The sequence below is a fragment of the Kitasatospora sp. NPDC096077 genome (genome assembly GCF_040303245.1).
Taxonomy (GTDB): domain Bacteria; phylum Actinomycetota; class Actinomycetes; order Streptomycetales; family Streptomycetaceae; genus Kitasatospora.
The window spans coordinates 81,317-94,453 of the sequence record NZ_JBEOSV010000013.1 but is presented as its reverse complement, the minus strand read 5'-3'; the positions used below and the strand labels follow the sequence as shown (position 1 = coordinate 94,453).

11 protein-coding genes are annotated in these 13,137 nt (G+C 74.2%); 10 read left to right on the top strand and 1 reads right to left on the bottom strand.

Translation table 11 applies throughout. The features are described 5' to 3' along the window. The first annotated feature begins 81 nt into the window (after positions 1-81). Entirely contained in the window at positions 82-408 is a 327-nt protein-coding gene (locus ABTZ03_RS15160; protein ID WP_350513392.1) for a DUF6191 domain-containing protein, read from the top strand. Between the two features lie 61 nt (positions 409-469). On the opposite strand, the gene ABTZ03_RS15155 is transcribed toward ABTZ03_RS15160, so the two are convergent. Further along, on the bottom strand, positions 470-1,357 hold the full coding sequence (locus tag ABTZ03_RS15155; protein ID WP_502894476.1) for an iron-sulfur protein: 888 nt from the start codon (positions 1,355-1,357) through the stop codon (positions 470-472). A 334-nt stretch (positions 1,358-1,691) separates the two neighbouring features. Here ABTZ03_RS15155 and ABTZ03_RS15150 point away from each other — a divergent pair, with 334 nt between their 5' ends. From ABTZ03_RS15150 to ABTZ03_RS15110, 9 genes are all read left to right on the top strand, one after another. Further along, the gene (locus tag ABTZ03_RS15150; RefSeq protein WP_350513455.1) at positions 1,692-2,657 is read left to right on the top strand and encodes a FecCD family ABC transporter permease; all 966 of its coding nucleotides are present in this window, start codon (positions 1,692-1,694) and stop codon (positions 2,655-2,657) included. Then, complete coding sequence (locus tag ABTZ03_RS15145; RefSeq protein ID WP_502894474.1) at positions 2,654-3,772, top strand: FecCD family ABC transporter permease; 1,119 nt, start codon at positions 2,654-2,656, stop codon at positions 3,770-3,772. Before ABTZ03_RS15150 ends, ABTZ03_RS15145 begins: the two co-directional genes overlap by 4 nt. After that, positions 3,772-4,680 carry an ABC transporter ATP-binding protein gene (locus ABTZ03_RS15140; RefSeq protein WP_350513390.1) on the top strand — a complete coding sequence of 303 codons (909 nt, stop codon included), beginning with the start codon at positions 3,772-3,774 and terminating at the stop codon, positions 4,678-4,680. Before ABTZ03_RS15145 ends, ABTZ03_RS15140 begins: the two co-directional genes overlap by 1 nt. A gap of 55 nt (positions 4,681-4,735) precedes the next feature. Beyond that, positions 4,736-5,734: an ABC transporter substrate-binding protein gene (locus ABTZ03_RS15135; protein WP_350513389.1), complete on the top strand. Its 999-nt coding sequence runs from the start codon at positions 4,736-4,738 to the stop codon at positions 5,732-5,734. Positions 5,735-5,912: 178 nt separating this feature from the next. After that, positions 5,913-7,112, top strand: a complete 1,200-nt coding sequence (locus ABTZ03_RS15130) for an ATP-grasp domain-containing protein (RefSeq protein ID WP_350513388.1) — start codon at positions 5,913-5,915, stop codon at positions 7,110-7,112. Continuing rightward, a complete protein-coding gene (locus ABTZ03_RS15125) occupies positions 7,109-8,848 on the top strand; it encodes an IucA/IucC family protein (RefSeq protein ID WP_350513387.1) in 1,740 nt (579 codons plus the stop codon). Before ABTZ03_RS15130 ends, ABTZ03_RS15125 begins: the two co-directional genes overlap by 4 nt. Beyond that, positions 8,845-10,032 (top strand): MFS transporter, encoded by a 1,188-nt coding sequence (locus ABTZ03_RS15120; protein ID WP_350513386.1) that lies wholly within the window; start codon positions 8,845-8,847, stop codon positions 10,030-10,032. The genes ABTZ03_RS15125 and ABTZ03_RS15120 overlap by 4 nt, the downstream gene beginning before the upstream one ends. Beyond that, positions 10,029-11,843, top strand: coding sequence for an IucA/IucC family protein (locus ABTZ03_RS15115; RefSeq protein ID WP_350513385.1), 1,815 nt, complete (start codon positions 10,029-10,031; stop codon positions 11,841-11,843). The genes ABTZ03_RS15120 and ABTZ03_RS15115 overlap by 4 nt, the downstream gene beginning before the upstream one ends. Further along, entirely contained in the window at positions 11,840-13,042 is a 1,203-nt protein-coding gene (locus ABTZ03_RS15110) for a type III PLP-dependent enzyme (protein WP_350513384.1), read from the top strand. Before ABTZ03_RS15115 ends, ABTZ03_RS15110 begins: the two co-directional genes overlap by 4 nt. Positions 13,043-13,137 lie beyond the last annotated feature (95 nt).

Sequence of the window (13,137 nt, the reverse complement as noted above, 5' to 3'; positions counted from 1 at the left end):
ACATGACCGATGCCGGGAGCGCCGGTGCCTGGAACTCCGGCACGGGGAACACCGGTGCGGGGGAACCCCGTTGGACCGGGCATGGGACTTGTGGTGGGTGTGGCGTGCGCGGTCGCGGCGGTGCTCGGGCTGGTGGCCCTGGCCGGCTGGCAGGTCCGGGGCGAGTCCTCGCCGCGCCGTCGCGAGCGGGCGCCGGGCGTCGGGGTGGGCGGCGGCGGGGCGCTGGACGAACTGCAGGCGATGTTCAGCCCGGGCAAGCGGATCCAGGTCGAGCAGCAACGGGAGCAGGCCTCGCACCGGGACGACACCCAGGCCGGGGCGCCGCCGCACTTCGGGATCGACCTGGAGCGGGGCACCGCGGTACTGCGGCGGTCCGACCGTCCGGAGGGCGCCGCGGACGGTCGGTAGCGCCGGGTCGGAGTGCCGGCGGGTCGGAGCCTCGGCGCCGGGTCAGAGCGCCGGCGCCGGGTCAGAACCGGCGCAGCCGCTCCTCGTCGCAGGTGCGCGGGCAGGTCAGGCAGGCGAGGGCCTCGGGCTTGACGGCGTAGTAGAGGCAGCAGCCGAGCCGGGTGCGGGTGTGGTGCTCGCGGCCGTCCGGGGTGCGCAGCCGACGGAAGTCGGCGGCTCCGGGCAACGGAAGGGTGCCACCGGGCAGCAGGGCCCCGGCGGCCGCGACGGCGGCGTCCTCGCCGGCGGTTCCGGCGAGGTCCGTTGTTCCGGCGAGGTCCGTTGTTCCGGCGAGGTCCGCGGTTCCGGCAGCATCCGTCCCGGCGGCGTCGAGCATCCGGCCGAGGTACCAGACCGCGGAGGCGAGGTCGTCCGTCACCATGCCCCAGAGCGCGCGGTCGCGGCGTCGGGTCGGCCCGGTGAACGCGGCCAGCACCGGTTCCAGGTGGGCGACCACGGCGGCCCGCAGTTCGGCGCGCAGTTCGTCGTCGCCGGGGAGGGTGACGGACCCGCGCGGCCGCAGCGCGAGGGCGCCGGTGGGGGCGTGCAGCCAGAGGTCGACGGGGTCGATGCGGGGGACCCGCCGGGCGAGGTGCCAGGGCCCGGCGATGAGCAGGCAGACGGACCAGGCGTAGTGGTGGAGCAGCCGGGAGGCGGTGACGTGCGGGCGGGGCGCCCGGCCGTGCTCGGCTGCGATCCGGGCCTCTTCTCCGGCCAGGACCGCGGCCAGGGCCCGTTCTTCGGCGGCGAGTCGGGCGCCGGAGTACCAGCCGTCGGCGGCCGCCGGGTCGGGCTCGGCGGGGTCGAGCAGGTGCAGCCGGAGCACCGGGCAGAGCCGGCGCAGCCGTTCGTAGTCGCCGACCAGAGCAGCCGCCTGCCCCGCGATGCTGTGGGCCGACGCCACGGGCAGGGGTGCAACGGGCTCGGGCGGTGCACCGGACAGGGGTGTTCCGGAAAACATCGGCTCTCCCGTCATCGACTCCGATTGATCAATTAAGGCGAGCCTCACCTTATAACGATCAGGGGCACCCGAACCCCGGATGGCAGCCGTTCAACTGTTCGACTACTGACCATCCGCTTTCTCCAACACCCCACGGCCACAAGGCCGAAGAGGCCGCCCGGCCGCCCACCCGCGGTTGACGAGGTCAGGCAAACCTAACCTAAGATGTCCTCTCGTGCTGAGAACCGATCCGCCGGCCGCCACGGCCCCGGCGACGCCCCGTTCCTCGGCGGTCAAGCGGCCGTTGCTGCTGGCCGCCGGAGTGGGCGCGCTCGTGCTGTGCGCCGCCCTGAGCCTTGCGCTGGGCTCCCGATCCATCCCGCTGTCCACCGTCGTCGACGCCCTCACCGGCGCCGCGCACGGCGGGGACGCCGACGTGGTGACGGGCCTTCGGGTCCCGCGCACGCTCATCGGACTGGCCGTCGGGGCCGCGCTCGGCGTCGCCGGGGCGGTCGCCCAGGGCGTCACCCGCAACCCGCTGGCCTCCCCGGCCACCCTCGGCATCAACGCCGGTGCGAGCCTCGCCGTGGTCGCCGCGATCTACGCGCTGGGCCTCTCCCGCCCGTCCGAGTACGTCTGGTTCGCGTTCGCCGGGGCGGCCGTCGCGGCCGTCGCCGCGTACGCCATGTCACGGCGCGGCGGGGACCTCGACCCGGTCCGGCTCGCGCTCGGCGGCACCGTGCTCACCGTGGTGCTCACCTCCTGGACCTCCGCGCTGATGCTGGCCAGTCACCGCACCCTGGACGAGGCCCGGTTCTGGCTGGCCGGCTCGATCGCCGGACGCCACCTGGACACCCTCACCCCCGTCCTGCCGTTCCTGGTGCTCGGCCTGCTGGCCGCCCTCGCGATCTCCCCCGCGCTGAACGCCCTGGCCCTCGGTGACGAGACCGCCCAGGCGCTGGGCGTGCCGGTGGCCCGGATCCGGGTGGTCGGCGGACTGGCCGTGGTCCTGCTCGCGGGCAGCGCGGTCGCCGTCTCCGGACCGGTGGCGTTCATCGGACTGGCCGCGCCGCACCTGGTCCGCCCACTGCTCGGCAACGACCACCGCTGGCTGCTGCCCGGCTGCCTGATCGCCGGGCCCCTGCTGCTGCTCGCCGCCGACGTGCTCGGCCGGCTGGTGGTGCAGCCCTCCGAGATCGAGGTCGGCATCGTGACCGCCTTCCTCGGCGCGCCGCTGCTCGCGGTGCTGGCCCGGAGGGTGGCCAAGTGAGCGTGCCGACCGCCCCGAAGGGCGGCCACCAGCCCGCCCCGACCACCCCGACCACCCCGACCACCCCCGAGCGTGGCCGACCGAGCCCGCGCACCGCCCCGTTGAGCGCGATCGCGCGCCGCCGGGCCCGTACCGCCGCCTGGTCGCTGCTGGCCGTCGTCCTGCTGGTGGTGCTCACCGGTATCGCCCTCGGCACCGGCCAGGTGAGCATCTCCGCCTGGGACGCGCTGCGCGCCCTGTTCGGCCAGGGCTCGCCCGGCGACGTCCTGGTGGTGCAGCAGTTCCGGGCGCCGCGTGTGGTGTCCGCACTGATCGCGGGCGCCGGGCTGGCGATGGCCGGCTCGATGCTGCAGCGGCTGTTCCGCAACCCGCTGGCCGCCCCCGACACCATCGGCATCACCGGCGGCGCCTCCTTCGGCGCGGTGCTGATGCTCGCCACCGGCGCCTCGCAGCAGCTGATCCCGCTGGCCGCGGTCGGTGGCGGGTTGCTCGCCGCGCTGCTGCTCGGCGGCTTCGCGTGGCGCTCCAGGATGGCCGTCACCCGGCTGATCCTGGTCGGGCTGGCGGTCCAGCAGGGCCTGGCCGCCGCCGTGAACCTGATGATCGTACGGTTCCCGGCCGAGCTGGCCTCCTCCGCGATGCAGTGGACCACCGGCTCGCTGTACGGCCGCAACTGGACCGAGGTGTGGATCGGCGGCACCGCCATCGCGCTGACCGCCGGGGCCGTGGTGCTCTGCCAGCGGCGGGTCTCCGTGCTCGACCTCGGCGACGACTCGGCCGGCGCCCTCGGCCTGAACCCCGCCCGGGACCGGCTCTGGCTGCTGCTGCTCACCATCACCCTCGCCTCGCTGGCCGCCGCCCTGACCGGCCCGGTCGCCTTCGTCGCACTCGCCGTCCCGCACCTGGTCCGACTGCTCGCCGGACCGCCCACCCCCGGCACCCTCGGCCTCACCGCGCTCACCGGCGCCGTGCTGCTGCTCTCCGCCGACCTCCTCGTGCTGCACGTGATCCCCGTCCACGGCCTGCCGGTCGGTGCCGTCACCGCCACCCTCGGCGCGCCCTGGCTCCTGGTGCTGATGATCCGCCAGGGCCGGCTTTCCCAGAGGAGCAGCTGATGACCTCGCCCGCCACCGACCTCACCGCCGATCACGCCGCCGATCCCACCGCCGGTCGCGCCATCGATCCCACGGCCGGTCGCACCGCCGGGAACCGGCTCGCCGTCCACGGCCTCGGGCTGCGCTACGGCGACCGGACCATCGTCGAGGGGCTCGACCTCGAACTGCCCGGCGGCGCCGTCACCGCGATCGTCGGACCGAACGCCTGCGGCAAGTCGACCCTGCTGCGCGGGCTGGTCCGGCTGCTCGACCCGGCCGCCGGCACCGTCACCCTGGACGGCGCCGACATCCACCGGGTGCCCGCCCGGACGCTCGCCAAGCGGATGGGCCTGCTGCCCCAGCAACCGGTCACGCCCGAGGCGGTCACCGTCGAGGCGCTGGTCCGGCTCGGCCGCTACCCGCACCAGCGGATGCTCAGCCCGTGGTCCAAGGCCGACCAGGCGGCGGTCGAGGAGGCGCTGGAGCGCACCGGCACCGCCGAACTGCGCGACCGGCAGGTCGACCGGCTCTCCGGCGGGCAGCGCCAGCGGGTCTGGATCGCGCTCGCGCTCGCCCAGGAGACCGACCTGCTGCTGCTCGACGAGCCGACCACCTTCCTCGACCTGCGGCACCAGCTCGACGTGCTGGACCTGGTCGCCGACCTGCACGCCGAGGCCGGGCGCACCGTGGTCATGGTGCTGCACGACCTCGGACAGGCCGCCCGGTACGCCGACCACCTGGTGGTGCTCAAGGACGGACGGCTCGCCGCGGCCGGTCCGCCCGCCGAGGTGCTCACGGCCGAGCTGGTGGAGGCCGTGTTCGGCGTGCCGTGCCGAGTGGTGCCCGACCCGGAGACCGGTACGCCGCTGGTCGTGCCGCGGGCCCGGGTCCGCCGCTCCGCCCCCGCCCGGACTTCCTCCCCCTCCTGAACTTCCCCTGCCCGTCCCCCCGTCCTCCCCGTTCGACCCGATCCAAGGAACTCCGATGAACCGCCGACTCCCCGTCGCCGTCCTCGCCGTCACGCTCTCCGCCACGCTCCTCGCCGCCTGCGGCAGCAACGGGGACACCGGCAAGTCCGGCGGTGACTCCGCGTCCTCCGCCGCCTCGGCGGGCACCGCCGCCGGGTTCCCGCGCACCGTCAAGCACGCGGCCGGGACCGCCCAGATCAAGTCGCAGCCCAAGCGCGTCGTGGTGCTGGACAGCGGCGAGCTGGACGACGTCACGCTGCTCGGCATCACCCCGGTCGGCGCGGTGTCCCCGCACATGAAGACCGAGGGCGGGTTCCCGAACTACCTCAAGGACAAGATCAAGGACACCAAGGACGTCGGCCCGATGAACGAGCCGAACCTGGAGCTGATCGCCTCCCTCAAGCCCGACCTGATCCTCTCCTCCAAGGTCCGCCACGCCAAGGTGTACGACCAGCTGAACGCGATCGCGCCGACCGTGCTGGCCGAGACCACCGGCTTCCCGTGGAAGGACAACCTGGCGCTGTACGCCCAGGCGCTCGGCAAGGAGGACGAGGCGAAGAAGGCGCTGGCCGACTACGAGGAGCGGGCGCACAAGCTGGGCGAGGCGATCAAGGCGAAGTACAACGGGACGATGCCGACCGCCTCGGTGGTCCGCTTCGTCGCCGGGCCGACCCGCCTGTACGCCAAGGCCTCCTACAGCGGCGTGGTGCTCAAGGACGTCGGCCTGACCCGCCCGGCCTCGCAGGACGTGGACAAGAACATCATCGAGGTCAGCGCCGAGCAGATCAGCCAGGCCGACGCGGACCTGGTGTTCGTCACCACCGCCGACGACCCGTCCAAGACCAAGGAGAGCGAGGTCCAGCAGACCCCGGTCTGGCAGGGCCTGAACGCCGTCAAGAACAACAAGGTGTTCACCGTGCCGGACGAGACCTGGATGTCCGGCATCGGTGTCCAGGCGGCGGACGCGATGCTCGTCGACATCGCGAAGGCGGCGGGCGTGGACGCGCCGAAGTAGACCTCGCCGCACCGCGAACGGCCGACGGCAAACAGATTTCAGAGTTCAGCCGACAGACGACGGCGAACAGATAACAGATCACAGATAACGGATAACAGATTTCACCATCTGTCATCCGTTCGCCGTCGGCCGTTCGCCGCCCTTCGCCCGTCACCACGCTCCCCCGAGGACCCTCCCCATGCGGCTCTACCTGCTCGCCCTCAACCCCACCGACTCGGTCACCCGCGGCTTCCTGCCCGCCGCCGCCCGGCTCGGTCTCGACGTCACCGTCCTCACCGACCACGTCGAGGCCCACCAACGCGCCTACGCCGACGCGGACTTCGCGTGCGAGGTGGTGGAGTGCGACGTCCAGGACTTCCGCGAGGTCATCGGGCTGATATCCCAACACCACGCCCCCGACGCGGTGTTCAGCAACAGCGACCACCTGCAGACCCAGACCGCCCTGGTCGCCGACTACTTCGGCCTGGCGGGCAAGGACTGGAAGGCCGCGTACCGGGCGAAGAACAAGGGCGAACTGCGCCGCCACCTCACCGAGCAGGGGCTGGACCGGGTGTGGTCCGCCGAACTCGCGCCCGGCCAGGACCCGGCGGCCCTCACCCCGCCCTTCCCCTGCATCCTCAAGCCGCGCGAGGGCGTCGCCAGCGAGGACGTCACGCTGGTCGCCGACGCCGCCGAACTCGCCCGGCGGGTCGCGGAGATCCAGCAGCGCCGACCCGGCGCCACCCTGGTGGTCGAGGAGTTCCTGACCGGCGAGCTGTGCACCCTGGAGACCCTCGGCGACGCCCGGGCCCGGCACGTCCTGGGCGGCTTCCGCACCCGGCTCTCCCCGCCGCCGGACTTCATCGAGGAGGTGCTGACCTTCGAGCCGGCGCACCCCCGGGCCGTGGTCGACCAGGTGCTCGCCCAGCTCGACGCCCTCGGCGTCGGACTCGGCGCCTGCCACACCGAGTTCATCCTCCAGCCGGACGGCCGCGCCCGCCTGATCGAGGTCAACTACCGCGCCATCGGCGACCAGTGCGATCTGATGCTGGCCGAGATCCTCCGGGTCCCCTACTTCGAGCTGGTGCTGCGCGCCCACCTCGGCGAGGCACTGCCCGCCGACCTGGGCGCCCGCACCGACCACCGGGCCCGGCACGAGCGGGTCTGCGCGGACCGGCCCGGCACCCTGACCGTCGCGCCCGAGCCGCACTTCGAGCGGCGCACCGACGGCGTCACGCTCTCCTACCGCCCGGTGCGCGAACTCGGCGCCCGGCACGAGCTCTACGGCACCAACCGCGACTACCTGGGCATCGTCTGGGCGGTCGGCCCGGACCAGGACGCGGTGGACTCCGCCGTGGCCGGGTTCATCGCCGCCAACCGCTGGGAGATCGCCTCATGACCCCGGCCGACGCCGCGCCCTCCGGCAGCAGTACCGCCGGCAGCAGTACCGCCGGTCCGTCGGGCGCCGCCGAGCAGCTCACCCTGCGCGTGCTGTCCGCCCTGCTGCGCGAGGACGTCCTCGGCCTGCGCACCGACGGCGTCCTGGAACAGCGCCCCGACGGGCCCTGGCTCGACAACGGTACGCTCGCCCTGCCGGTCACCCCCGAGGGCTTCCAGGCCGACCACGCGGCCCGGCTGCCGGAACTGGAGCTGGACGGCGCCCGCCTCACCGACCTGGCCGCGATCCTGGCCCGGCTGGCGGAGCTCGCCGACCCGCTGGACCGCCCCGGGCACCTGGCCTTCGCCGAGGAGTGCCGGCAGACCCTGGCCACCATGGAGCTGCACGACCGGATCCGCCCCGAGGTGCTCGCCGAACTCGCCGAGCGCTACGGCAAGGACGTGGCCGACTGGACCGGCCCGTACGCCTCGCTCGGCTTCGAGGCCCTCGCCGCCTTCCTGGACCACCCGGTCTACCCGACCGCACGCGGCCGCTCCGGCCTGACCGAGCGGCAACTGCGCGAGCATGCACCGGAGTTCCACCCGACCTTCGCGCTGCGCTGGCTCGCCGTCCCGGCCGACCGGCTGACCGTGCACGGCACCGGCCCACTTCCCGCCTGGTGGCCGAGCGCCGAACAGCTGGGCGTGCCCGGCGAGTTCCGCACCGTACCGGTCCATCCGCTCACCGCCGACGAGGACTTCACCCGGATCGTGCCGGGCGCCGTGCTCGCCCCCGAGCCGTACCTCGACGTGCTGCCGACGCTGTCCATGCGCACCGTCGCCGTCGCCGCGGACCCGACCTGCCACCTCAAACTGCCGCTCGCCACCGCCACCCTGGGCCTGCGCAACCGGCGCACCATCAAGCCGGTCACGCTGGTCAACGGCGCGGTCGGACAGCGCCTGGTGGAGGCCGTGGCCGCCCACGAACCCCGCTTCGCCGGCCGGGTGCTGCACGCCGACGAGCAGTGCTACGCGCACGCCGAGGACGAGCTGCTGGCCGTCCTGCTGCGCCGCTACCCGGACGGCCCGGACGGGGCCGTCACCGTGCCGCTGGCCGCCCTGCTCGCCGAGGCGCCGGACGGGCGACTGGTGATCGACCAGCTCGCCGACCGCTTCCACCACGGTTCGGTACCCGCGCTGTACGAGGAGGTGCTGCGGCTCCTGGTCGACTGGCAGACCACCCTGTTCGGCCACGGCATCGCCCTGGAGTCGCACCAGCAGAACACCTCGCTCGTCCTCGACGGCACCGGCCTGCGACTGCTCTACAAGGACAACGACGGCCCGCGGCTCAGCACCGCCCGGGTCGCCACCTCCCCGATCCCCGAACTGGAGTCACTCTCAAGGGAGTTCCGCGACCCGCGGATCCTCGGCGACCAGGACCGCGCGCTCACCGACCTGTTCACCACGATCACCGGCCACCTGTGCACCGCCTCGCTCGCCTTCGGACTGGCCGCGCACGGCCGGGTGCCGCTGGAACGGAGCCTGGAGCTGCTGCGCACCGTCCTCACCGAGGCGGTCGACCGCCTCGGCCCGGCCGGGCACCCGCTGCGCACGGACCTGCTGGAGGCCGAACGGCTGCCGGTCAAGGCCATGGTGAGCGCCGGCACCCTGCTCAGCAAGGAGCGCAGCGGCGCCGCCGACATCAACAAGCACTACACCGACGGCCCCAACTACCTTCTTCCGAAGGAACGTTCATGAGGACCGCCGAGCGGCTGGCCCGGCCGGCCGAAGCCGTCGGACTGGACCGGCGCCAGGTGCACGCGGTGGCGGCCTGCTACTTCGTCGCCTCCTTCGCCGCCCTCGGCCTGCCGCCCTACCTCACCGAGATCCTGCCCGGCCTCGGCGACCACAGCGGACACTGGGCCGGTCTGCTCTACATCGTGCCGACCGTCTTCACCGCCCTCGGCGCACCGCTGTGGGGCCGACTGGCCGACCGCTTCGGCCAGAAACGGCTGCTGCTGCGTGCCCAACTCGGCCTCACCGTCTCGTTCCTGCTCGCCGGAGCCGCCGACAGCCTGCCCGCCTTCACCCTCGCGCTGGTGCTCCAGGGCTTCCTCGGGGGCACCTTCTCCGCCACCAACGGCTACCTCGCGGCAGCCCTGGACGGCTCCCAGCTGTCCAGGGCGCTGACCCTGATGCAGGGCAGCGCCCGGGCCGCGCTGGTCGCCGCGCCGATCCTGGTCGGTGCGCTGTCGCCGTGGATCGGCCCGCACCGGCAGTACCTGGTGATGGCGGTGCTGCCGCTGACCGCCGCGGTGCTGCTCAACTTCCTCCCGGAGCCCGACCGTCCGACCACTTCCCCGGCGGGCCGCAGTACCACCCAGACCGACCCGCCGGGCTCGCTCAGGCTGCTCTACACCTTCGAGTTCGCCTTCGTCTTCGCCACCATCATCTCGTTCCCGTACCTGATCACCCTGGTCCAGCAGCGGCTGCCGGGCGTCAACAGCACGGTCGCGGGCCTGCTGTTCGCGCTGCCGCACCTGGTCTACCTGATCGGCGCCGGACGGGTGCACAGTGCCGTCGAAGCGCGCCCCCGAACCGGACTGGCGCTGGGCTTCGCCCTGGTCGCCCTCGGCCTGGCCGGGCACGCCCCGGCCCACTCGCTGCTGACCTTCGCCCTCACCCGGGCGGTGCTCGGGCTCGGCATGACCTTCGGCCTGGTCTGCCTCGCCGTGCTGGCCGCCGACGCCGCCCGCGGCCGCGCGCCGGGCCGGATGTTCGGCACCCGCGAAACCGTCTCCAAGTGCGGTGCGGTGGCCGCCGGACTCGCCGCCGCGCTCGCCAACGGCAGCAGCGGACCGGCCGCCCCCGTCGTCACCGGCACCGTCGCCGCACTGGCCGCCGCCCTGCTCGCCCTCCTGACCCGTAGGAGTCCCCGATGACCGCCCGGCCCACCGTTCTCCCGGCCGCCCAGTCCACCCGGCGCGCCACCGAACCGCGCACCACCGAACCGAACGAGGCCGAACCGCGCACCACCGAACCGAACGAGGCCGAACTGCCCACCGCCGAGGACGCGGTGGCCCATACCCTGCTCAACTGCCTGCTGCGCGAGGTGTCCGCCCCCGAGCACCAGACCGCCGTCGACGACGGCCACCTGCTGCTGCGCCTGCCGCGCCGCGGCGCCCTGCTGCGGGTCGCCCTGCGCCGCACCTCACTGCTCGGCGCGCACCGCTTCACCGGCCCGGTGTCCGAGGAAACCCCGGACGGCTGGCGCGAGTTGGACTGGCGGGAGCTGGCCGGTCACGCCCAGGAGGAACTGGAGCTGCGGACCGGCACGGTGAACGAGGAGTTCCTCGACCAGGTCGCCTCCAGCCATCAGGGCGTCGGCGAGGGCCTGACCGGGCGCCCTGCCGCCGGGACGGACCGCTATCTGGAGTCCGAGCAGTCCCTGCTGTTCGGCCACCGCTTCCACCCGGCCCCCAAGTCCCGCTCCGCCGCCCGCGGCGACTGGCGCCACTACGTGCCGGAGTCCCGCGCGGCCTTCCCGCTGCGCCACCTGGCCGTCCGCACCGAGCTGCTGGCCGAGGAGTCCCTGGACCCGGGGGCGAGTGCCGTCCTGGACGGCCTCGGCGAGGTGCCGGAGGGCTACCGGCTGCTGCCCGCCCACCCCTGGCAGTACCAACTGATCGGCGACCACCCGCTGTTGCGCGCCGCCCTGGCCCGCGGCGACGTGCTGGACCTCGGCCCGCGCGGCGAGCGGTTCGCCGCCACCGCCTCGGTGCGCACGCTGTACGGCGCCGACGCCTTCCTCAAGTTCAGCCTCAACGTCCGCATCACCAACTGCCTGCGCAAGAACGCCGCTTACGAGCTCACCGGCGCCGTCCAGCTGACCCGGCTGCTCGCCCCCGCGCTCGGCGACCTCGCCCGGCGCTTCCCGGACGCGGCGATGCTGCGCGAGCCCGCCTTCCGCACCCTCGCCCTGCCCGGCGCCGACGGCCACCCCGACCGGGCGCTGTACGAGGGCTTCGGCCTGATCCTGCGCGAGGGCTTCGGCGACCTGCTGCGGCCCGGGGTCACCCCGCTGCTCGCCGCAGCCGTGGCCGACGAGCACCCGACCGGCTCGGCGCACATCTCCCGTCTGCTGGGCGACGGTTCGGACGGCGCCGCCGCCCTCGGCTGGTGGCGCGACTACCTGCGGCTGCTCCTCCCGCCGGTGCTGGCCGCCTACTTCGACCACGGCGTGGTGCTGGAGCCGCACCTGCAGAACGTGCTGATCGGCGTCGACGCCGACGGCCGCCCGGCGCAGGTGCTGTTCCGGGACCTGGAGGGCACCAAGCTGGTCCCCGAGCAGAACGCCGACATCCTGGCCGCCCTGCCGCCCGAGGTGGCCGGCCCGATGACCTACGACGCCGAGCGCGGCTGGGACCGGGTGGTCTACTGCCTGCTGGTCAACCACGTCGCCGAACTGCTCGCCGCCCTCGCCGACCGCCACCCCGAGCTGGAGGGCGCGCTCTGGCAGGCCGTCCGGGACGCCCTGGAGGAGTACGCCGCCGCGCACGGCCGCCCGCCCCGACTGCGGGCGCTGCTGGCCGGCGTCCCGCTGCCCGCCAAGGCCAACCTGCTGACCCGCTGGGAGCGCAAGGCCGACCGCGACGCCGGGTACGTCCGGCTGCCCTCCCCGCTGGCCGGCTCGGTGCTCGCCGAGGCCGCCCGCATGACCGCCCACCTTCCCGCCGGGAGCACCGTCCGATGAGCAACCCCGTCCACCGTCACGTCGCTGCCCTGGCACCCGACGAACTTCCCGCCTACGTCTACGACTTGGCCGCACTGCGCGAGCACGCCGCGGCCGTCCGGGCCGCCCTGCCCGACCGGGTCGAGCTGTACTACGCCGCCAAGGCCAACCCGGAGGCGCCGCTGCTGACCGCGCTGCGCGAGGCCGTCGACGGCTACGAGGTCTCCAGCGGCGGGGAGTTGGCGCACGTGCGGGCCGCCGTGCCGGACGCGCCGCTGGCCTTCGGCGGGCCGGGCAAGACCCCGGCCGAGATCGCGGCCGCGGTGGACGCCGGCGTGCACCGCTGGCACATCGAGAGCGAGCAGGAGCTGCACCGGCTCGCCGCCGTCCTGGCGGAGCGGCCGGCGGCGACCGTGGACGTGCTGCTGCGGGTCAACCTGCCGGTGGTCGCCGACGCCCTGGACGCGGTGCCGTTGGCGATGGGCGGGCGGCCGACCCCGTTCGGCCTCGATCCGGCGCAGGCCAAGGAGTGCGTCCGGCTGCTCACCGACGGCGGACCGCTCGGGCACCGACTGCGCCTGCGCGGGGTGCACGCCCACCTGGCCAGCGGCCTGGAGGCGGCGGACCAGCTGTCGGTCGCCGAGCAGATCGTCGCCTGGTCGGCCGAACTGGCCGAGCGGCACGGCTTCCCGCTCACCGAGGTCAACATCGGCGGCGGGATGGCGGTGGACTACGACGACCCGGCCCGGCGCTTCGACTGGACGGCCTTCGGCAGGGGCCTGGCCGGGCTCCTCGACGCCCACCCCGGGCTGACCCTGCGGATCGAGCCCGGGCGGGCGCTGACCGCCTACTGCGGCTGGTACGCGACCGAGGTGCTGGACGTGAAGCGCAGCCACGGCGAGGACTTCGCGGTGGTCCGGGGCGGCACCCACCACCTGCGCACCCCCGCCACCCGTGGGCACTCCCAGCCCTTCGCGGTGCTCCCGGTGGACGCCTGGCCGCACCCCTGGCCGCGCCCGGCCGTCACCGGCGGCCGCGCCACCCTGGCCGGGCAGCTGTGCACGCCCAAGGACGTACTGGCCCGGGCGGCGGACGGCGCGGCCGGCCTGCGGGCGGCGGACCGGGTGCTGTTCACGATGGCGGGCGCCTACGCCTGGAACATCTCGCACCACGAGTTCCTGATGCACCCCCGCCCGGGATTCCACTACCTGGGCGACTGACGGCCGCCGGCCGACATCACGGCCGACGGATCGCAGCCGGCGCATCACGGCGAACAGATCACAGCAAACGGACGACAGCGAACAGATCACAGCGA